This window comes from Streptomyces sp. NPDC059008, from assembly GCF_042749045.1.
Taxonomy (GTDB): domain Bacteria; phylum Actinomycetota; class Actinomycetes; order Streptomycetales; family Streptomycetaceae; genus Streptomyces.
Genome location: NZ_JBHYJC010000002.1, coordinates 321106 through 341441, shown reverse-complemented (window position 1 = coordinate 341441; position 20336 = coordinate 321106). Strand labels below are relative to the sequence as shown.

The following is a 20336-nucleotide window of genomic DNA, read 5'->3' as shown; positions in this document are numbered from 1 at the left end:
CGACCGGGGTGGACACCAAACGTCCAGCTGGCGGCGGGGGTCGGGGCGCATCGGCGCGTTGACGCGCGGCGGCGCATCCGTACACCTGACCGCCTGCCGACCGCACAAACCCGGTGCTTCCCCCGTTCGGGCGAACCGGGGCACGGCGACGGCTGAGCCGCCCGCGCCCTGCGCAAGCTCTCGCCGTGTGCCAAATACACGGATCTCAGGGACCGCACCAGGGACAGCACCGCCGCGCCGGACGGCGCCGCGGACGAGGCCGACTCGGCGGCACCGCCCGCCGCAGGCCCGGCCTTTCGGCCGCCTCTCCCCTCGTCGTGTGCTCCGCCTTCCTCGCCGTCCTCTCGTTCCTCCTCCTGACCGGGCTCACCGCGCTCTTCGCGGCCGCACCACCGGCGACCGCCCATGACCGGCAGCCCCGGCGGCCCACCGGCGACAACTGCGCCTTCGCCGGGACCGCGCCACCCGTGGACGTACCGACCGGTTTTCCCATGCCGCACGGCTGGCACTTCCCGTGCACCAAGGCGACCCACCCACCGAAACCCACGCCCACACCCACGCCCCCACGCACGCCCCCACCCCGTCAGCGCTCCCCCAGACCGGCGCCACCGCCGCCCGCGCCACCACCGCGGCCGACACCGACACCGTCGCCGCCACCACCACCGCCCCCGCCCCGCGCCCGCCCCGCTCCACCGCCGCCCGCGCCCAAGCTCCTGCGCGGTCCGGTGCCGTCCGCGCCCGCGCTGCCCCGCAGCTATGCGCGAGCGTCCCGCCCACCCCGCGAGGGGCGCTCCATCGTGACCACGACCCTGCTGGTCACCGCCCCGGCCGTACTGGCCGGCGCTGCCCTCCGTCCCCGTTCGAGCTCCTCGTCCGGTTCCGCCGGACGCCGTTCCTCGTAGGAGGTCCCCATGTCCCAATGGCTGGTGCTGGGCATCGCCATGGCCGCGGTCTGCGGTGTCGTACTGATCATCACCGTCCTCAAGCAGCGCCGGATCGCCGAGGACGACGATCCGACCGAGACACCCGATGTGATCGAGTACCTGACGATGATGGTGGGGGTGGTGTACGCGATCGTGCTGGGCCTGGCCATCGCCGGCGTCTGGGAGGCCAGGAGCGCGGCCGAGGACACCGTACGGGCCGAGGCGCAGGCCCTGCACGAGGTCAGCGCGCGGGCCCGGGCCTACCCCGCGCCGGTGCGGGACCGGATCCGCTCGGACGTCGACGCCTATGTCTCCCATGTCGTGCACAAGGAGTGGCCGGTGATGTCCGACCAGGGGCAGCTGACCAGGCGCGGCACCGAGCTGCTGACGAAGGTGCGGGCCGATGTCTCCGACTACCACCCGGCCAACGACTTCGAAGGGCAGTCCTACCAGCCGCTCGTCGACCAGGTCGCGGTGGCCGACGGGGCGCGCTCCGCCCGCGCGGACGCGGCCGACTCCACGCTGCCGGGGGTGGTGTGGTTCGGCCTGGTGATCGGCGGCGCCATCTCCATCGGGGTGATGTTCACCCTGCAGATCCGGCGCTCGGGACGGGAGTTGCTGATGGCGGCGCTCTTCAGCGCGCTGATCGCCTTCCTGCTGTTCCTCGTCTGGGACTTCGACGCGCCGTTCAGCCGGGGCATCTCCGCGAGCGCCGACCCGTTCCTGGACCTCTTCCCCCGTCTGTGACCGCTCCCCCTCTCCCAGCCGTTCCGCGGGGCACCGACCCGCGCCCCGCGGAACAGGCCGGGCCCCCGGAGACCCCGTTCAGTCGAACAGATCCGGTTCGCTGCGCACGATCTGCTGGTAGAGCGGCTGGTAGTTGATCCAGGCCACCAGGTCGTTGCCCAGCTGCTCGCGGGTGTGGACGGCGTTGTGGTGCTCGATCGGGACCGGCTTGCCGGCGGCCTTCGCGGTCAGCTGGACCTGGCACGAGCGCTCCATCGTGATGAACCACCACGCCGCCGCGTCCACCGAGTCGCCGACCGTCAGCAGCCCGTGGTTGCGCAGGATCACGGCCTTGTGCGGCCCGAGGGCGGCCGCGATCCGACGGCCCTCCTCCTCGTCGACCACCACGCCGGTGTAGTCGTCGAAGAGCGCATGGTCCTCGTAGAAGGCGCAGACGTCCTGGGTGATCGGCTCCAGCAGCTCGCCGAGCGCGGACAGCGCCCTGCCGTACGTGGAGTGGCTGTGGGCCGCGGCGACGACGTCGGGACGGGCCTGATGGACCTGTGAATGGATCGCGAACGCGGCCTGGTTGACGTGGTGGCGGCCCTCGACGACCTTGCCCTCCGCGTTCACCAGGATCAGGTCGCCGACCGTGATGAGCTTGAACGACATCCCGAACGGGTTGACCCAGAAGCAGTCGGTGAACTCCGGGTCGCGCGCGGTGATGTGGCCCGCGACGCCCTCTTCGAATCCGAAGCGCCCGAAGAGCCGCAGCGCCGCCACGAGGCGCTCCTTGCGGTGGCGCCGTTCGGCCTCGACGGTCCCGTGCGTCGGCGGCATGGCGAAGTGCAGCTGGTCGGTGGGTATGGGGGTGGGCTCGGGCATCGCGGTTCTCCTCCTGGCACGTACGGCTCTTGGTGCGCGATGCGGAAGCTACCCTCCGGTACCGCAGGTAACCAGGGCCGCGGCAGGCCCGGTTGGCGGCCGGCGGCATCATGAGGGCAGCACGTACCGCAGCATCGAGCACCGGGAACGGCACCAGAGAGGCGCGCCATGAGGGCGATATCGGTCAGCCAGGACATCCACGCCACACCGCAGCAGATCTTCGCCGTCCTCAGGGACCCGGCACGCCATGCCGAGCTGGACGGCTCGGGCATGCTGCGCGGCCGGCCCCAGGGCCCCTCGCCGCTGGGTCCCGGCGACCGGTTCAGCATGGGGATGGCGCAGGGGCGGATCGCGTACCGGTCGGTGAACGCGGTGGTGGAGTACGACCAGGACCGGCTGATCGCCTGGGAGACCTGGGGCGAGTTCCGCGGCCGCCGGCTGGTCGGCGGGCAGCGCTGGCGCTACGAGCTGACGCCGCCGGAGGACACCGCGTCCGGGGCCGCCACCCGGGTCACCCACACCTACGACTGGTCCCGCGCCCGTCTGCCCCGCCTCGTCATCGAGCTGCCCGGCTACCCCCGGCGGATGGGCCCGGCGATGGCCAGGACACTGGAGCGGCTGGCGGCGGCCGTACGGGACTGAGCCGACGGCCCCCCGGAAACGACGACGCCGCCGCTCGACGAACGAGCGACGGCGTGGTCAGCGGCCTCGGCGGGAGATCAGCGGTGGATCACCGCGAGGTCGGCGGGGAGGTCACTCCCACTCGATGGTGCCCGGCGGCTTGCTGGTCACGTCCAGCACCACGCGGTTGACGTCCGCGACCTCGTTGGTGATGCGGGTGGAGATGCGGGCCAGGACCTCGTAGGGCATCCGCGTCCAGTCCGCGGTCATGGCGTCCTCGGAGGAGACCGGGCGCAGCACGATCGGGTGGCCGTACGTGCGACCGTCGCCCTGGACGCCGACGGAGCGGACGTCGGCGAGCAGGACCACCGGGCACTGCCAGATCTCGCGGTCCAGGCCGGCCGCGGTCAGCTCCTCGCGGGCGATGGCGTCGGCCTCGCGCAGCAGGTCCAGGCGGTCCCTGGTGACCTCGCCGACGATGCGGATGCCCAGGCCGGGGCCGGGGAACGGCTGGCGGTGGACGATCTCCTCGGGCAGGCCGAGCTCGGTGCCGACCATCCGGACCTCGTCCTTGAACAGCTTGCGCAGCGGCTCGACGAGCTCGAACTCGATGTCGTCGGGGAGCCCGCCGACGTTGTGGTGCGACTTGATGTTGGCGGTGCCCGTGCCGCCGCCGGACTCGACGATGTCCGGGTAGAGCGTGCCCTGGACCAGGAAGGCGACTTCCTCGCCCTCGGCACCGGCCTCGGCGACCAGCTCGGCCTGGGCCTGCTCGAAGACCCGGATGAACTCCCGGCCGATGATCTTCCGCTTCTGCTCGGGGTCGCTGACCCCGGCCAGCGCGTTCAAGAAGCGCTCCTCGGCCTCGACGACCTTCAGCTGGACGCCGGTGGCGGCCACGAAGTCCTTCTCGACCTGCTCGGACTCGCCCTTGCGCATCAGGCCGTGGTCGACGTAGACGCAGGTCAGCTGGTCGCCGATGGCCTTCTGGACGAGGGCGGCGGCGACCGCGGAGTCCACGCCGCCGGACAGCCCGCAGATCGCGCGCTTGGTGCCGACCTGTGCGCGGATCGCGGCGACCTGCTCCTCGACCACGCTGTGGGTGGTCCAGTTCGGCTCGATGCCCGCGCCGCGGTAGAGGAAGTGCTCCAGGACCTGCTGGCCGTGCGTGGAGTGCATGACCTCGGGGTGGTACTGGACGCCGTAGAGCCGCTTCTCGTCGTTCTCGAAGGCGGCGACCGGCACCACGTCCGTGGACGCGGTGACCGTGAAGCCCTCGGGCGCGGCGGAGCAGGCATCGCCGTGCGACATCCACACCGACTGCTCGGCGGGGGTGCCCTCGAAGAGGGTGGAGCCGGTGCGCGAGACGGTCAGCGGGGTACGGCCGTACTCACGGGCGCCGGTGTTGTCGACGGTGCCGCCGAGGGTGGTGGCCATGAGCTGGAAGCCGTAGCACATACCGAAGACCGGCACGCCGGCCTCGAAGAGCGCACGGTCGAGGGAGGGAGCGTCTTCGGCGTAGACCGAGGACGGGCCGCCGGAGAGGATGATCGCCTTCGGGTTCTTGGCGAGCATCTCGGCCACCGGCATGGTGGACGGCACGATCTCGCTGTAGACCCGGGCCTCACGGACACGGCGGGCGATGAGCTGGGCGTACTGTGCGCCGAAGTCGACTACGAGGACGACGTCCGGGGCAGCGGCAGGGGGCGCTGTGGGCACTTCGGCGGCCTTCCGGCGGTGTGGAGCGGGGTTGGACTTTCGATTCTAACGGGCTCATACTGAGCGCCATGTCCAAGCAGCTGACCTTCGTCTTTACCTATGGCACCGGCCCGTCCGGCTGCCATGGTCGTGCTGCTTGATCCACTGACGAGCAAACTTCCCAGGCGCCCCGGGCCGACAAGGTCCGGGGCGCCTGCGTCTGTCCGGACCGGTTGTCGGCCCCGGGGCCTCTCACCCCAGGAGACACGGACATGAGCCCCCAGACCGCCGCCACCGCCCCCGCCGCCCCCGACACCGGTGCGCGCACCCCCGAGGCGGACGGGATCATCACCGACGCCCGGCGCCGGATCGACGACCTCGACGGCCGGATCATCGGACTCGTGCAGGAGCGCATGGCTGTCTCGGCCGTCATCCAGCGCGAGCGGATCACCTCCGGCGGGCGGCGGGTGAACCTCGCGCGCGAGATGGAGATCCTCGCCCACTACCGCGACCAGCTCGGCAAGCCGGGCACGGCACTGGCGATGACCCTGCTGGAGCTGTCCCGGGGCCAGATCTGAGGTGTGCCGGGCCGGGGGCGCGCCCGCTCCGGGCGGCCTTCGCCGTCAGCCCGGTGGCCGGTTCACGCCGTCGACCCCGTGGCCGGTTCACGCCGTCGGTCCAGGTGGCCGGTTTTAATCGGTGTTCGGTGGGTTTAGGCGGGCGAGTGGAGTATGGGCGGGGCGCAGGGCAAGGGAGCGCGCGCCCGGCGCAGCTGCCGGATCTGAGTTCGGTTGCCGACTCACCCGTACGGCGCGTGACCGGCCGCCGCGGGGCTTCGTTGTTCCCGGTGCCACGTCAGCCAGGCGCGGCCTGCAGGACTACGCGTAGACGCCGCCCCACGGGCGGAAGACCGGAACGATGAGACACCGGCCGCTTGCCGCGGTCCGCGTCGTGGGACCTCGTTCCGGAGCCGTGGCCGGTCAGCAGGGGACAGCAGCCCGGTCACATCCGATGGGGTGGTCGGTCCTGGGGACGCCCGGGACCGACCGCATCCGGTCGAAACGGTTGCGCCAGGTGAGGCGTATCCAGGACGATGCTTGACGAACGACCTACCGCTCCCGGTAAGGACGGACCTGTGCACCGCCAATGGTCCGACCACCGGGGACGCGCACCATCAAGCACCACTTATGAGCCAGCGGCGCTACCCCCCCCCAGCGCCGCCCGTCGGTGCCGGCGCTGCCCTGACGCCGGCACCGAAAGCCAAGGGCCCCGTGGCCGTCCGCACCCCCCTCGCGGACGGTATCCGGGGCCCTTCGCTATGCGGGGCACGGGCAGGGCGCGCGAGTGCCGCCGGGCCGGCCCATGCGGCGGCTGTGTGTTTCCTGTGAGGCCCCTGTGAGGCATGTGATCGGCGTCACGGCGGCAATCTCGTTCAAGCGAACAACCTTTTTTGGCCATGACCGGTCATGTACGTGCAATCGCACGGCCATCCCGCGCCCCACCGCGACGGCCCGCCACCAACTTGTGCCCATCGAGGGCACTTTGGACCCCGAGAGGTCTTCTCGATGAAGCTTCGCCGTGCCCTGACGGCCGCCGCCACGACGGCTGTCATAGCCCCCGCCGCCCTGATGGCGGCCCCCGCCGCGTTCGCGACCGGTGCCGACACCGAGACCAGCGTGAGCGCCGAGCCGACCCCGGGCACCCCCGGCTCGGACCAGCCCGACGCCCCCACCGCGCAGCCGGAGACCCCGGCCGCCGGCGAGGAGACCGCGCCGAGCGAGGACACCACGACCGGCGACGGCACCGAGTCCGGTACGGAGACCGGCACCGGCGACGACGTCGAGCCGACCGCCCCGGCCAGCCCGAGCGGCGACACCAAGCCCACCGGCTCCCCCGAGCCGTCCACCTCGGCCAAGCCCACCGCCAAGCCGACCGAGGACCCCGACGAGGACCCGACCTGCGCCAAGCAGTCGGAGGAGACCGCGATCAGCACCGAGCTGCGCGGCCTGCCCAGCAAGGTCGTGGCCGGCTCGGGCTGGAAGAACTTCACCTTCCGGGCCACCAACACCTCCGACAAGGCGATGAAGTCGGTCGACGCGTATGTCGCGCTGGGTGCCATCAGCACCGACACCATCGACGACGTCTCCAAGCTGCTGACCGTGCAGTGGTACGACGAGGACTCCCGCACCTGGGAGTCCATCACCGACGAGGACGGCTACTTCGCCTCCGTCGAGGGCCTCAAGCCCGGTGAGTACGCCGACGCCAAGCTGCGTCTGAAGGTCGACGCCAAGACCCCGGGCAGCTACGGCTTCGCGTTCACCATCGGCGCGTACCACAACGAGGACGACGTCTGCGGCTTCTCGGACGTCTCGCAGTACGACTTCGACGTCCTGGTCGCGGGCAGCAAGCCGGGCAGCGTGCCGCCGGCCAAGAGCAAGCCGGGCAAGCACGAGGGCAACAAGCCCGCCCCGCAGGGCGACCTGAAGGACCTCCCGGTCACCGGCAAGCTCGCCGAGACCGGCTCCTCCTCCGCCCTGCCGACCATCGCCCTGGTCGGCGGGGTCGCCATGGCCGTCGGCGCGGGCGCGGTCTTCGCCGTCCGCCGTCGTAAGACCTCCGGCGCCGCGGCCGCGTAAGCAGCGGCGGTAGCGGACGCGAGGGGCCGCACCCGGCGATCGGGTGCGGCCCCTCGTCGTCGGCGGCGCCACCTACGCCGGGGACTTCTTCGGCGGCACCGCGGGCGCGGCCAGGAACGGCAGGTCCAGCGCGCCGAAGGCCTTGGCGGGGACGGCGGGGCGCACCGGCTCGACGGGGGCCAGCCGCTGGTAGGCGCGGCCCTGCGCGGGGCGCGGGTCCGCCTCGCCCTTGTTGGGCCACAGGGACATCGCGCGTTCGGCCTGCGCGGTGATGGTCAGGGACGGATTGACGCCCAGGTTGGCGGAGACCGCCGCGCCGTCGACGACCGAGATGCCCGGATGGCCGTAGAGGCGGTGGTAGGGGTCGATGACGCCGGAGTCCGCCGAGTCGCCGATCGGGCAGCCGCCGAGGAAGTGCGCGGTGAGCGGGGTGCCCATCAGCTCCCCGACGTTGGAGCCCGCGAAGCCGTTGATCTCCTCGGCCAGCAGCGTCGCGGCCCGGGTGGCCTCGGGTATCTGGTTCGGGTTCGGGGCGCCGTGCCCCTGGCGCGCGGTGAGCAGGCCCTTGCCGAGGCCCTTCGGCTTCCGGTACGTCGTCAGGGAGTTGTCCAGGGACTGCATCACCAGGCCGATGATGGTCCGCTCCGACCAGCGGCGGTTGGACAGCGAGCGCAGCGCGAGGACGGGGTGGCGGGCCATGTTGCCCAGCCAGCCCGCGACCCGCCCGGCGGGCCGGTAGGGGACCTGGAGGATCGTCAGTCCCCCCATCGAGTTGGAGCCCTTGCCGTAGCGGACCGGCTCGATGTGGGTGTTGTCGTCGGGGTGGATCGACGAGGTGATCGCCACGCCCCTGGTGAAGTCGGCCTTCGCCGCGCCGTGCCGCCGCCGGTAGCGGCGGTCGTCGGTCTGCGCGCCCACCAGCGCCTCGGAGTTGGTGCGGGTGAGCGCGCCGAGCCGGCCGGAGAGGTACGGCAGCAGCCCGCTGTCCTTCATGCGGTGCAGCAGGGTCTGCGTGCCGTAGGTGCCGGCCGCCAGGACGACCCGGCGCGCCGTGAACGTCCTCGCCGTGCCCTTCTTCTTGTTGTCCGTCGGCAGCGTCTTGACCGCGAAGCCGCCGCGGGAGTCCTCGGTGACGGCGACGACCGAGGTCATCGGGTGGATGACGGCCCCGGCTCGCTCGGCGAGGTAGAGGTAGTTCTCGTTGAGGGTGTTCTTCGCGCCGTGCCGGCAGCCCGTCATGCACTCGCCGCACTCGGTGCACGCCCTGCGGGAGGGCCCGGCGCCGCCGAAGTAGGGGTCGGCGACCTCCGCGCCGGGCTCGGCCCTCGCCTCCCCCGTCGCGTCCCGGCCGTCCCCGAAGAACACCCCGACGGGCGCCATGTGGAAGGAGTCGCCGACGCCCATCGCCTGCGCGGTCGCCTTCAGGTGGACGTCGGACGGCGTCATCGTCGGGTTGAGCCGCACGCCCAGCATCCGCTGGGCCTGGTCGTAGTACGGCTTCAGCTCCGCCTGCCAGTCGGTGATGCCCTGCCACTGGGGGTCGTCGAAGAACGCCTTCGGCGGGACGTAGAGGGTGTTGGCGTAGTTGAGCGAACCGCCGCCGACCCCGGCGCCCGCCAGGACCATCACCTTGCCCAGGAGGTGGATGCGCTGGATGCCGTACAGGCCGAGCGCCGGGGCCCACAGGTACTTCTTCAGGTCCCAGGAGTTCTTCGGGAGCGTCTCGCGGGTGAAGCGGCGGCCGGCCTCCAGGACGCCGACCCGGTAGCCCTTCTCGGTCAGCCGCAGGGCCGAGACCGAACCGCCGAAGCCGGAGCCGACGACGAGCACGTCGTAGTCGTAGCCGTCGGACGCCTCGTTGCGGTCTTGGGCAGAGTTCTCCTGGGGCACTGGCTCTCCCTGCTGATCTGTTGGCGAGTGGCTGGGCTACCGCGGGCCGTTCACCTCAGGCGCAGCGCCTTCATCGCGCGCAGGCTGCGGGTCATGAACCGGGCGTACTTCTCGTCGGTCATCCCGAAGGACGGCGCCAGCGGCATCAGCCTCTGGTGGGCGACGGTCTGGGCCTCGGTGTACTTGAGGATGCCCTCGGACCCGTGGCGCCGGCCCAGACCGGAGTCGCCCATGCCGCCCATCGGGGACTGGACGCTGCCGTAGCCGGCGGCGTAGGACTCGTTGACGTTGACCGTCCCGGTGCGCAGCCGGGCGGCGACCGCGCGGCCGCGCCCGCCGTCCTTGGACCAGACGCTGGAGTTGAGGCCGTACGGCGTGGCGTTGGCCAGCGCCACCGCCTCGTCCTCGTCGCTGAAGCGGTAGACGGAGACGACCGGGCCGAAGGTCTCCTCGCCGCAGACGGCCATCGGGGCCTGGACGCCGTCGAGGATGGTCGGCTCGTAGAAGAGCGGGCCGATGTCGGGGCGGGGGCGGCCTCCGGCGACCAGCACGGCGCCCTTGGCGACGGCCTCCTCGACATGGCGGGTGACGGTCTCCAGCTGGCGCTCGCCGACCAGCGAGCCCATGTCGGCGCCGTACGCCAGGGAGTTGCCCAGCCGCATCGCCTTGGTGCGGGCGGCGAAGCGCTGCAGGAAGTCGTCGGCGATGGACTCGTGGACGTACAGACGCTCGATGGAGATGCACAGCTGGCCGGCGGAGGAGAAGCAGCCGCGGACGGCGCCGGCGGCGGCCTTGTCCACATCGGCGTCCTTCAGCACCAGCATGGCGTTCTTGCCGCCGAGTTCGAGGGAGACGCCGACCAGGCGGGCGGCGGCGCCCTGGGCGACCTCGCGGCCGGTCCGGGTCGAGCCGGTGAACGAGACGTAGTCGGCGTGCTCGACGACGGCGGGGCCGACCACCGGGCCCTCGCCGATCACGACCTGCCAGACGTCCTCCGGCAGCCCTGCCTCGATGAGCTGCTCACGGGCCCACAGCGCGGTCAGCGCGGTCTCCGTGTCGGGCTTCATCACCACGGCGTTGCCCGCGACGAAGGCCGGCAGGGCGTCGCCGACGGAGAGTTCGAAGGGGTAGTTCCAGGGGGCTATCTGCCCGACGACGCCGCGGGGCTGGCGGAGTTCGGTGACCTTGGTGAGGGTCGGTACGACACCGGTGTGGCCCTTGGGCCTGAGGTAGGCGGGGCCCTTTCGGCCGTAGTGGCGGGCGGCGACCGCGACCGCCTGCACCTCCTCGTGGGCGTGCAGCCGCGCCTTGCCGGTCTCCAGCTGGATCAGGTCGAGCACCTCGGCCTGGCGGCGCAGCACCAGGTCGTGGAAGCGCAGCAGGACCGCGGCGCGCTGCTTGAGGGGGACCTTGGCCCAGCGCTCCTGGGCGGCGCGGGCGCGCTCGAAGGCGGTGGCGACGTCCTCGGGGGTGGACTCCGGCAGGTCGGCCAGCTTCTCGCCGGTGAACGGGGTGTGGTTGGCCGTGCGCCCGCTGCCGACCACGGCGCGGGTGAGCCGGGCGGCGACCTCGGGGGTGACCACGTCCGCGGCGGTGCGGACGCCGGCCGGAGCCGGCGCGACGGGGTTGCCCTCCCCGGCGGTGGGCGCTTCGGCGGTGGAGAGGGGGGTCCCTCCCGCCCGAGCGGAGCCGAGGGAAGGGGATGTTCCGGTGTCCTGCGAGTCCGTCATGCGGGCGAGCGTATTCCTCCCCGGACGCTTTGTGTACCCGGCAGTAATAGGTTTTCACGCGGTACCCACAATCGCGCCAGTGTTTGCTGGCCACAAGGGCGCTGGTCTGGGACGACCGGGAGCCTTGGCGCCGCGTCCGCCGCCGTGCCGGCCGTTTTGCCCGCGGTTAGGCCCCGGTCAACCGGAACGCGTCGATCGCGGTGTCGAAGTGGCGTTTGGCCTCCGTGCGCGAGGCGACCGGCGAGGAGATCCACACATCGATCATCTTCCCGCCCTCGTCCCAGCTGAGGTCGTAGGTGTAGCGCGAGCCGCCGTCCGCCGCGCTGCCGTCCCAGACGAACTCCCACAGCCCGGCCTGCAGGCCGTTGTGGGTGGTCTCGGTGACCTGGCCCTGGCGGTAGCCGCGGTAGGTGGCCGGGCCCCGCGCGTCCGCGGTGCGCATCGCGCCGATCGGCCCCTGCGGCACCCGCTGCTGGAGCTGGACGCCGATCCGGAACCGCTTGCCCTGGGAGTAGTAGTAGACCCGGTCGTTCTCGTAACTGCGGGTGAAGCCGTCCGGGACGGCGAGCGCGAAGCCGACCGGGTCGCGGACCAGGCCGTATCCGGCGGGGATCCGCTCGGCGGTGCCCGACGAGGGCGCGGCGGTGACCGGGGCGGTGGGCGTCGGCGTGCCGGGCTTCTTCGTGGGCCTGTCGTGCGAGGCCTGCTGGGAGTGACCGGGGCGGCCGGCCCGGCCACCGTCGTCGTCGCCGGTGCCGGCCTGGTTCATCAGCAGGGCCGTGATGCCCGCCCCGGCGCCGCCGATCACCACCACCGCGAGCGCGAGGAGCAGCGCGGTGCGGGTACGTCCGGTGTGCGGGCGGGCGGCGGCGGCCAGCGCCCGCTCGTCGAGCGCGTCGCGGATCGGCAGGCCCGGTGTGCGGCCGCCCGTACGGCCGGCGGGCGGTCCGGCACCGGCGGGCGTACGGGCCGGGCCGGGACCGGGCGAGGTGCGGGGCGTCGCCCCCAGGCCCAGGGGGTCCTCGCTGGGCGGGTGCTGGCCGGCGAGCCCGCCGTCGGGGCCGTCGTAGGAGGGGGCGTGCGCTCCCGGTCCGGGCGGCGGGGCCGCGACCGGGCCGGCGGCCAGGGCCCCGGGACCGCGGCCGGGTCCGAAGCCGCCGAGTCCGCCCGCCCCACGCCCGGGGACGCGGCCCGACTGCAGATAGCCGCGCAGCAGCTGCTCCGTCTCGACCACGCCCAGCCGGCGCTCCGGATCGCGCTCCAGCAGGCCGCCGACGACGGTCTGCAACGGGCGGGCGGACTCCGGGAGTTCGATCTCGTCGTACACGACGGCGTGCAGCACCCCGCCCAGCGAGTCGCGCTGGAAGGGCGACTGGCCGCTGAGGGCGGCGCACAACAGCACCCCGAGCGACCAGAGGTCGGCCTCGGGGCCGGCGCCGCGCCCGGCCATCCGTTCCGGCGCGGTGTACTCGGGCGAGCCGACGAAGCCGCCCGCGTCGGTCAGCGTGGTGACGCCGGGGACCTGGGCGATGCCGAAGTCGGTGAGCACGACCCGGCCGCTGCCCGACTCCATCAGGACGTTGGCGGGCTTGATGTCGCGGTGCAGCACCCCGCGGGTGTGCGCGGCGCGCAGCGCACCCAGCAGCGCCACGGCGATCCGCGCCGCCTCACGCGGGGCGACCGGACCGCCGCTGTGCAGCCGGTCCGCCAGCGACGCGCCCTCCACCAGCTCCATCACGATCCACGGCCGGCCGTCCTGCTCGACGACGTCATGGACGACGATCACATTGGGGTGCTTGATCTGGGCGACGGTGCGGGCCTCGCGCATCGCCCGCTCGCGCTGCACCCGGGCCTCGGGCCCGTCCGTCTCCTCGTCCAAGTGCAGTTCTTTGACCGCGACTTGACGCCCGAGCAATTCGTCGGTGGCCCGCCAGACCGTACCCATGCCGCCGCGGCCCAGCCGTATTCCCAGGCGGTACCGGCCACCGATCAGTCGGCCCTCGCCCCCGAAGATCCCCATGGCTCCATCTTGCCGCACCGCCGCCCGCCCGAGGGGGGCGGCACCCACGCAGCCGGCCCTACGGACCGCGCCCTGCCGCTGACCTGGAACGCTGTGGTCCACTGCTCGTATGGAGGCAGTTGTCGCAAGCGTCGTGGCCGTCGTCGGCACCCTGCTGGGTTCCGGCATCACCCACCTCTTCCAGGGCCGGGCGGCCGACCGCAGCGAGCGGTTCGCCCGCGCGGAGCGGCTGCGCCAGGAGCGCATCGACGCGTACTGCGCCTACGCGGGGGCGCTGCTGGACTACCGCCGGGTCCTGGTCCACCGCTGGTTCGTGCTCCACGAGGACGACCCCTGCGACGAGGACTCCCCACAGCTGCGCGAGGAGGTGTACAAGTCCCGCTCCACGGCCCAAGAGGCCATGTTCCGGGCGCAGATGGTGACCGACGACCCGCGGATACTCGACCGCGCCGAGCAGGTGATGGCGGCGGTGACCGAGCTGCACCGGGTCGGCGACCGGGAGGCCCTCACGGACCTGCGGGCCACCACCCGCCAGGGCATACGGGACTTCATCGCGGCAACGGCACACCAGGTGCGCTGAGCACACGAATCGCCCCGTCCGACACACGGGGTGGAACCTCCACCGGCCCTGTCGCCGTCCTTGACACAGTGAGGCATCCGTACGGGACGGGCCGGTGCGGCGGCTGCGAGAGGCGGAGCGGGGGTCGGCCATGGTGATGCAGGACGGCGGAACGGTGGACGTCCGGCCGGGCACCGACCCCGGACGGGCCGCCCCCGAGCACCGCGGCGCCTACCTCGCGAGCGGACTGTGCCTGGCGCTGTACGCCAGCACGCTGCTCGCCTGGATCGTCTACGGCATCGCCCAGGGCGAGGGCAGCGTCTTCGACTTCCTGGAGGGACTGTTCAACCCGGGCGCCTCGCCCATGTCCCAGGTGCTCGGCCCCTACGAGTGGTCCTTCACGGTCGTGTTCGCGGTGACCGCGGGGCTGGCCCTGGCACAGCGGCGGGTGGCCCGCTCCGCCGCGCTGCTGTCCGGCGCGCTGCTGCTCGCCGTCTCCCTGCGGGAGGCCGTGGGCCTGTTCGACGCCGGCTACCGCACCCAGTACGCCCACGACGAGCTGGGCGGCTGGGCGCTGGCCACCCGCGGTCTGGGGCTGGTGGTGGCGCTGGTCGTGCTGGCGGTGCTGCTCCCGGCCGCGGAGGGACGAACCGGCGAGCGCCGACGCACCGGCCTTGGGGCGTCCTGGCGCCGCTCCTCGCGCATCTGCGGCGTCCTGCTGCTGCTCATGGGCCTGGCCCGGCTCGGCTGGACCGTGCGGGCCCTGACGAGCAGTGGAACGGACGTGGCGCACTATCTGCGCGGCGCGGTCGACGGCTCCGTCCTGGGCACGCTGGATCTGGCGGCGTCCACCGAGTTCACCACCATCGCCTCGGTGGTCACCCTGCTGGTCCTCGGGGCGCTGGCCCTGCGCGGGCGGCGCGACGTGCGCGGTGCGCTGCTGCTGTTCGCGGCGGTCGAGCTGTATCTGACCGTGCGGACGGTGGTCTGGCTGACCGTGACCGACTTCTTCAACCGGTCCTTCGAGACGACCGAGGGCGCGATGTCCATGGCGACCACGGCCTACGGACTGGCGGCGATGACGTCGGTGGTGGTGCTGGCGACCGGCCGCGGCTTCGGGCCGTACGGCGGGATGCTCGCGGAGGGCTTACGCACGGCGCGGACGGGGCGTTTCTAGGGCCCGTCGGGCAGAGGGGGCCGGCGGGGCCCGAGGGGCCGTACGCCGGCCTCGGGCAGGGGTTTGGGCGGTGCGGGGGAGATCCCCCTCCGAACCGCCCCCGCACGCCAAAGACGGCCGCCGCGTGTGGGGGTCGCGGCGGCCGCCGATGTGAACTGCAACGCGTCCTGGGCTTGTGGCCTCTTCAGTGGTGCAGCATGTGGACCACTCTGCCCGTGGGGGGCTCCCCATGGCATCCTCCCGAGGTCGCGGGCTCACCCCCGCCGCTCGGCGGGGGTGGGGGTCCGTCGAAGGGCGGGCCCGGGCGAGTGGGGTACGGAATCGCGCAGCGCCGGGCGGTTCCGCGGACTCGGATGGGTGTGCATCAGCAGGAATCAGAAAGGGGCGGCCGGTGATCCGTGTCGCTGTGGTGGACGACGAGCGGCTGGTCAGATCCGGACTGCGGATGATCCTGGGCACCGCCCCGGACATCGAGATGGTCGCGGACTGCGGAGGCGTGGAGGCCGTGGAGACCGTGCTGCGCTGCGCGGCCGAGGTCGTACTGCTCGACATCCGGATGCCGGACGTCGACGGGCTGACCGTGCTGCGCCGGCTGCGCGCCGCCCCGAACCCGCCGGCCGTGGCGATGCTGACCACCTTCGACGCCCAGGAGTACCTGACCGCGGCGCTGCGCGAGGGCGCGGCCGGCTTCCTGCTCAAGGACTCCGACCCGGAGCAACTGGTGCGGGCCGTACGCACCCTGGCGGAGGGTGGGAGCGTGCTGGATCCGGGGGTGACGCGGGCGGTGATCGGCGGCTATCTGACCGCCGAGGACCAGGCCGCCGCGGCACGGGCGGTCAGCGGGCTGACGCCGCGGGAGTCGCAGGTGCTCGCCCTGCTCGGCGAGGGGCTGGGCAACGCCCAGATAGCCGACCGGATGGGGCTGGCCCCCAGTACGGTCAAGGACCATGTGCGGGCCCTGCTGGGCAAATTGGGCGGGATCAACCGCATCCAGGCGGCGATCGTCGCCGACCGCGCGGGCCTGGTCAGCGGCGCACCCCGGGGGGCGTGGTGAGCGCGGCGGGCGGCGGGCGGCTGCTCGCCCGGGGTACGGCGGCCTGGCGGGCGCTGTCGCGGGGGACGTGGGGGCGGCGGGCCCGCCCGATCGCTCTGGTGGTGGTGCCGGTCCTGCTGGCGATCGCCGACGCGGTGCTGGTCAACGGCCTGGAACTGGCCCTGGAGCTGGGCGTGTCGGTGGTGGCCGCGGCGGCCCTGCTGCTGCGCCACCGCTTCCCGCTGCCGGTCTTCCTGGTCACCCTTCCCGGCCTGTACATCGGCTACATCTGGTTCGCGCCGATGATCGCGCTCTACACGCTGTCCGCGCGGCGGCCCGGCCGGGCGCGGCTCGGGATCTGCGCGGTGCTGCTGATCGCCGCGCACTTCTTCCCGTATCCGATCTCCGACTTCGAGCTCACCGAGTACCGCGAGAACACCCTGGTGCTGATCGACGCCTGCGTCACCTCGGCCACCCCGATCGCCCTGGGCCTGCTGGTGCGCACCCGCCGGGAACTCGCCTCCCGCGTCGAGGACCTGACCCGCAGCCTGCGCCGCGAGGACCGGCTGCTGGCGGATCGGGTCAAGACCACCGAACGGGCCCGGCTCGCCCGGGAGATGCACGACGTGGTGGCCCACCAGGTCAGCCTGATCAGCCTGCAGGCGGGGGCGGTGCAGGTCAGTACGGAGGACGAGGCGGCGCGCGCGGGGGCCCGGACGATCCGGGAGCTGTCCGTGCGGACGCTGGAGGAGCTGCGGCACATGGTCGGCGTGCTGCGCGCGGACGGCGGCGTGGCGGCCGAGGCGCACGGTCTGGCGCCGCAGCCCGACCTGGAGGAGCTGCCGCGGCTGATCGAGATGAGCGCGCTGGACGTGACGTACGAGGGCGGTGTGGTGGCCGGGGCGAGCGGCGCGAAGACCGTGGAGCGGGCCGCCTTCCGTACGGTCCAGGAGGCGCTGACCAACGTGCGCAAGCATGCGCCGGGGGCGCGGGTGCGGGTCCGGGTCGATCCCGTGGAGGCCATCGGCGGGGGGCGTGGCACCTCGGGCGCGGCGGACGGGGAGGCCGGCGCGGACGCGGTCCGTACGGCGCCGGGGCTGCGGGTGGAGATCCGCAACGGGCCGCCGGACGCGACGGCGACGGTCCCCGCGCTGCCCGGGGGCGGCCACGGCCTGGTGGGGCTGCGCGAGCGGGCGCAGAGCCTGGGCGGGACGCTGGAGGCGCGCCACACCTCGGACGGCGGCTTCGTCGTACGGGCGGAGTTCCCCTACGCGGCGGGGTGAGCCGGGCGGGGAGAAGCGTGGTGCACGGGGCGGTGCGGGGCCGGGTGGAGCGGGGCCGGGTGGAGCGGGCGGCCCGGTCGTGTCAGGCGGAGAGCGGTGCGGCGGCCTCGTCGACGGCGGTGTGCAGGTCCGGGTAGACCTCGAAGAGCCGGCGGACACCGAGCGCGGCGAGCACACGGTTGACGTGCGAGCCGTCGACGGCGCCCTGCGCGGGCAGGATCAGCCGCAGCCGCCCCTGACAGGAGCGCATGAGCCGGCGGGCGGCGATCAGCACGCCGACGCCGCTGGAATCGCAGAACCGGACCTCGGAGAGATCGAGTACGAGCGATCTCCGGCCCTCCGCCACCGCATCGTGCACATGCTGGCGCACCGCAGGCGACGTGACCAGGTCCATCTCACCGGAGACCTGGAGTACGGCCCAGGGGCCCTGTGCGTCCTCTGCCACCTTCAACGACACGCGCTCGAAGCCTTTCGCTCGCTTTCGGACTGGATGTGTCCGGTTGCGTCCGAAACTCATCCTTCCCCGGCTCGACTGCCCGGCCTCGATGCCCTGAAACACTGACGAATCCTTGGCGCGTCCGGGGCGCAACAAGCCGTTGCCACCCAAGGCTATGCCCAGGAGACGGGGGCGATTCGCCGACACCTGATCACACCCGGATAACAGATCACCTCATACGAGCGTGAACGCTCCCCGATCGAGCGGGTTCCCGCACCGACGACCAGCGTCGCGCCACGCCGGGCGGCGGCCGCCGACGGACGCGCCGGCCGCCGCCCGGCAAGGGTTCCGGCCGTCAGCTCTTACCACCCGCGTCCCCCTCAGGGTTCGGTTTGCCGCAAAGGAGCGTGCATTGTCGGACCCGCGCATTACATTCGATGACACGGCGAAATCTGTGACCGTGCACACAGATCTGGGCAAGAGGTGTGCAGGAGTGACGACTGAGGTGTGAGCCTGCAGGCGACGGGCAGGGATGGGGGTCCGATGGGACACGACGCGCCACCGCGGTGGGACAGGCGGATGCAGCAGCGGCTCGCCCGCGGCGAGGCGGCCGCGCTCGGTGAGCTCTACGACCGCTTCGCCTCGCTCGTGCACAGCCTCGCCTACCGCGTCCTGGACGACGAGGACGCCGCCGACCGCATCACCCGCGAAGTCTTCGGCTACATCTGGGAGCACCCGGACACCTACGACCCCAAGCAGGGCCCGCTGCGCTCCTGGGTCGCCGGCATCACCCGCCATCAGGCCGTGGCGCGGCTGCGCCAGACCGAGGCCGCCTCCGCGCGCGACGGCGGCGAGGACGCCCCCGCGCCCGCCGAGATAGAGCAGAAGATCCGCGAGGCCTCCACGGCGGCCCGCGCCGACTACATCGTCACCTCCATGCCCGCACCGCTGCGGGCCGCGCTGGAACTGGCGTACTTCCAGCGCCGCGACTACCGCCAGACCGCCGCCGACCTCGGCGTCACCGAGGACGAGGCGCGCCGCCGGCTGCGCCTGGGCCTGCAGTTGCTGTCCACCGCCCACAACCACCAGGTCCTGCCGCCCGCCCACCGCACCACCTACGCGTCGAGCACGGTTCGCGCCACGTCCGCCGCACCCCGCCTGCCGCAGTCGCCGCACGCCCGGCACACCGGCCCCGGCTCCGCCTCACCGCCCGGCCCGGGCCGCGGACGGGCACTGTGAACGGCCCCGGCGAGTGGGACGGCCGCGAACTGCCCGGCGGCCCCGGTGAACGGCCGCGGATACCAGGACCGCGCGCCGCCGCCGAGGACCGCGGCCCACTCCCGGACCCGCCCGCCGCCCCCGCCGGCGATCCGACGGGCGATGCCGGCGCGGCCGCCATCCCCCGCCAAGACTCCCCGCGCGTGAACTCCCCGCGCGAACCGGAAGCCGAGCCCGTGACCGACCCCGCCACCGCACCCGCCCCGCTCCCCACGCCGACGCCCGCCCCGCCGCACCGCGTACTGAAGTCCCTGCTCGGCGCCTGGGCACTGGCGGCCTGCTCCCCCGAGGAGACCGCCGCCGTGGAGGCGCATCTGACCGACTGTGCCTCCTGCGCGGACGAGGCGCTGCGGCTGCGCGACGCCGTCGGACTGCTGCACCCGGCCGACAGCCTCGACCTGGATCCGCTGCTGCGCTCGCGGGTGCTGGAAGGCTGCCTGGGCCGCCGGCCGGCCCGTATCCCGGTGCCCGAGTGGGCGGTGCCGTATGACGCGGAGACCGCCAAACTGGACGCGCTGCTGCGCGACATGGGCGAGGCGGAGTGGCGCGCCCCGGTGCGGCTGCGCTGGTTCGAGGGCGAGCGGCCCGTCGAGCGGCAGACCACCGTGGACGGTGTCATGGGGCATCTGATGGCGGTGGACGGCCTGGTCGCGACGGCGCTCGGCCTGCCCGACCCGCTCGGCACCGCCGCCCCGCCGGGCGCCCCGAACCCCCTCATCCGCACGGAGACGTTCTGGCGGGCCGCCGACACGGCCCAGAGCCCGCTGGCCACCCACGGACCGTGGCGCGAGCAGAGCTACTCGCTGATAAGGCAGGTGTCGTTCGCCGGCGGCAAGGTCTCCGAACTCGCCGTGCCCTACGGCGACTTCCAGCTCGCTCTGCGCGACGCGTTCCTGGACCGCGCCTTCGAGTGCTGGGTGCACGCCGGCGACATCGCCGAGGCGGTGGACTATCCGTACGAGCCCCCGGCCGCCGGGCATCTGCACCGTATGGTCGACCTCGCCGCCCGGCTGCTGCCCAGCGCGCTGGCCGACCGCCGCCGGGCCGGGCTCGCGGCGCCACCGCAGCGACTGGTCGAGGCTGGCGCCCCGGGCCGGACGCTCCATCTGGAGGTCGAGGGCAACGGCGGCGGGCACTGGTACATAGCGCTGGACTCGCCGGCCGCCCTCGGCACACCGGACCACACCGTCGCGCACATCGCCCTGGACAGCGACGAGTTCTGCCAGCTGGCCGCCGGCCACATCTCCCCCGAGGAGGCCGCCGCGGGCCAGTACGGCGAACGCGACGCGATCCGCGACGTCCTCTTCGCCACCGCGTCGCTGTCCCGCCTCTAGGGCGTGACCCACCGGACGGGCCCTCGGGCTCGCCGGTGGGGGCGGGTTGCCCGTAGGGGGCGGTCGAACAGGTCCCGTAGGGGGTCCGAGCGCCCCCTCGGGGCCAC

General features: G+C 73.2%; 16 protein-coding genes. 10 read left to right on the top strand and 6 right to left on the bottom strand.

Going from position 1 to position 20336, the window contains the following annotated elements; translation table 11 throughout:
• Window positions 1-911: 911 nt before the first annotated feature.
• Complete coding sequence (locus tag ACFWZH_RS04415) at window positions 912-1670, top strand: hypothetical protein (protein ID WP_384425189.1); 759 nt, start codon at window positions 912-914, stop codon at window positions 1668-1670.
• Between the two features lie 78 nt (window positions 1671-1748).
• On the opposite strand, the gene ACFWZH_RS04410 is transcribed toward ACFWZH_RS04415, so the two are convergent.
• Window positions 1749-2534 carry a class II aldolase/adducin family protein gene (locus tag ACFWZH_RS04410; protein WP_384425187.1) on the bottom strand — a complete coding sequence of 262 codons (786 nt, stop codon included), beginning with the start codon at window positions 2532-2534 and terminating at the stop codon, window positions 1749-1751.
• 168 nt (window positions 2535-2702) lie between these two features.
• On the opposite strand from ACFWZH_RS04410, the gene ACFWZH_RS04405 reads away from it, so the two are divergent.
• Window positions 2703-3176: an SRPBCC family protein gene (locus tag ACFWZH_RS04405; protein WP_384425185.1), complete on the top strand. Its 474-nt coding sequence runs from the start codon at window positions 2703-2705 to the stop codon at window positions 3174-3176.
• A 111-nt stretch (window positions 3177-3287) separates the two neighbouring features.
• Here ACFWZH_RS04405 and guaA read toward each other — a convergent pair whose 3' ends face one another.
• Window positions 3288-4874 carry a glutamine-hydrolyzing GMP synthase gene (gene guaA, locus ACFWZH_RS04400; RefSeq protein WP_384425182.1) on the bottom strand — a complete coding sequence of 529 codons (1587 nt, stop codon included), beginning with the start codon at window positions 4872-4874 and terminating at the stop codon, window positions 3288-3290.
• A 251-nt stretch (window positions 4875-5125) separates the two neighbouring features.
• On the opposite strand from guaA, the gene ACFWZH_RS04395 reads away from it, so the two are divergent.
• Window positions 5126-5431: a chorismate mutase gene (locus tag ACFWZH_RS04395; RefSeq protein WP_384425179.1), complete on the top strand. Its 306-nt coding sequence runs from the start codon at window positions 5126-5128 to the stop codon at window positions 5429-5431.
• Window positions 5432-6418: 987 nt separating this feature from the next.
• Complete coding sequence (locus tag ACFWZH_RS04390; RefSeq protein WP_384425176.1) at window positions 6419-7489, top strand: LAETG motif-containing sortase-dependent surface protein; 1071 nt, start codon at window positions 6419-6421, stop codon at window positions 7487-7489.
• Between the two features lie 72 nt (window positions 7490-7561).
• On the opposite strand, the gene ACFWZH_RS04385 is transcribed toward ACFWZH_RS04390, so the two are convergent.
• The 3 genes from ACFWZH_RS04385 to ACFWZH_RS04375 form a co-directional block, all read right to left on the bottom strand.
• Window positions 7562-9379, bottom strand: a complete 1818-nt coding sequence (locus tag ACFWZH_RS04385; protein WP_384425174.1) for a GMC oxidoreductase — start codon at window positions 9377-9379, stop codon at window positions 7562-7564.
• Window positions 9380-9429: 50 nt separating this feature from the next.
• A complete protein-coding gene (locus ACFWZH_RS04380; RefSeq protein WP_384425173.1) occupies window positions 9430-11109 on the bottom strand; it encodes a succinic semialdehyde dehydrogenase in 1680 nt (559 codons plus the stop codon).
• 166 nt (window positions 11110-11275) lie between these two features.
• Window positions 11276-13129: a serine/threonine-protein kinase gene (locus ACFWZH_RS04375; protein ID WP_384425171.1), complete on the bottom strand. Its 1854-nt coding sequence runs from the start codon at window positions 13127-13129 to the stop codon at window positions 11276-11278.
• Window positions 13130-13238: 109 nt separating this feature from the next.
• Between ACFWZH_RS04375 and ACFWZH_RS04370 the strand changes: the two genes are divergently transcribed.
• From ACFWZH_RS04370 to ACFWZH_RS04355, 4 genes are all read left to right on the top strand, one after another.
• On the top strand, window positions 13239-13709 hold the full coding sequence (locus tag ACFWZH_RS04370) for a hypothetical protein (RefSeq protein ID WP_384425169.1): 471 nt from the start codon (window positions 13239-13241) through the stop codon (window positions 13707-13709).
• Window positions 13710-13839: 130 nt separating this feature from the next.
• The gene (locus ACFWZH_RS04365; protein WP_384425167.1) at window positions 13840-14865 is read left to right on the top strand and encodes a hypothetical protein; all 1026 of its coding nucleotides are present in this window, start codon (window positions 13840-13842) and stop codon (window positions 14863-14865) included.
• Between the two features lie 391 nt (window positions 14866-15256).
• Complete coding sequence (locus ACFWZH_RS04360) at window positions 15257-15919, top strand: response regulator (protein ID WP_384425165.1); 663 nt, start codon at window positions 15257-15259, stop codon at window positions 15917-15919.
• A complete protein-coding gene (locus tag ACFWZH_RS04355; RefSeq protein WP_384425163.1) occupies window positions 15913-17181 on the top strand; it encodes a sensor histidine kinase in 1269 nt (422 codons plus the stop codon). Before ACFWZH_RS04360 ends, ACFWZH_RS04355 begins: the two co-directional genes overlap by 7 nt.
• An 82-nt stretch (window positions 17182-17263) precedes the next feature.
• On the opposite strand, the gene ACFWZH_RS04350 is transcribed toward ACFWZH_RS04355, so the two are convergent.
• Window positions 17264-17638, bottom strand: coding sequence for an STAS domain-containing protein (locus ACFWZH_RS04350; RefSeq protein WP_384425161.1), 375 nt, complete (start codon window positions 17636-17638; stop codon window positions 17264-17266).
• A gap of 522 nt (window positions 17639-18160) precedes the next feature.
• Here ACFWZH_RS04350 and ACFWZH_RS04345 point away from each other — a divergent pair.
• Both ACFWZH_RS04345 and ACFWZH_RS04340 read left to right on the top strand, forming a co-directional pair.
• Complete coding sequence (locus tag ACFWZH_RS04345) at window positions 18161-18856, top strand: RNA polymerase sigma factor (RefSeq protein ID WP_384425159.1); 696 nt, start codon at window positions 18161-18163, stop codon at window positions 18854-18856.
• Window positions 18853-20229 (top strand): zf-HC2 domain-containing protein, encoded by a 1377-nt coding sequence (locus tag ACFWZH_RS04340; protein ID WP_384425157.1) that lies wholly within the window; start codon window positions 18853-18855, stop codon window positions 20227-20229. Before ACFWZH_RS04345 ends, ACFWZH_RS04340 begins: the two co-directional genes overlap by 4 nt.
• Window positions 20230-20336: the final 107 nt, after the last annotated feature.

Coding starts and splice junctions, on each gene's coding strand:
- ACFWZH_RS04390 (WP_384425176.1), top strand. CDS start 6,419: ATGAAGCTTCGCCGTGCCCTGACGGCCGCCGCCACGACGGCTGTCATA.
- ACFWZH_RS04365 (WP_384425167.1), top strand. CDS start 13,840: ATGGTGATGCAGGACGGCGGAACGGTGGACGTCCGGCCGGGCACCGAC.
- ACFWZH_RS04405 (WP_384425185.1), top strand. CDS start 2,703: ATGAGGGCGATATCGGTCAGCCAGGACATCCACGCCACACCGCAGCAG.
- ACFWZH_RS04375 (WP_384425171.1), bottom strand. CDS start 13,129: ATGGGGATCTTCGGGGGCGAGGGCCGACTGATCGGTGGCCGGTACCGC.
- ACFWZH_RS04410 (WP_384425187.1), bottom strand. CDS start 2,534: ATGCCCGAGCCCACCCCCATACCCACCGACCAGCTGCACTTCGCCATG.
- ACFWZH_RS04345 (WP_384425159.1), top strand. CDS start 18,161: ATGGGACACGACGCGCCACCGCGGTGGGACAGGCGGATGCAGCAGCGG.
- ACFWZH_RS04395 (WP_384425179.1), top strand. CDS start 5,126: ATGAGCCCCCAGACCGCCGCCACCGCCCCCGCCGCCCCCGACACCGGT.
- ACFWZH_RS04415 (WP_384425189.1), top strand. CDS start 912: ATGTCCCAATGGCTGGTGCTGGGCATCGCCATGGCCGCGGTCTGCGGT.
- ACFWZH_RS04380 (WP_384425173.1), bottom strand. CDS start 11,109: ATGACGGACTCGCAGGACACCGGAACATCCCCTTCCCTCGGCTCCGCT.
- ACFWZH_RS04370 (WP_384425169.1), top strand. CDS start 13,239: ATGGAGGCAGTTGTCGCAAGCGTCGTGGCCGTCGTCGGCACCCTGCTG.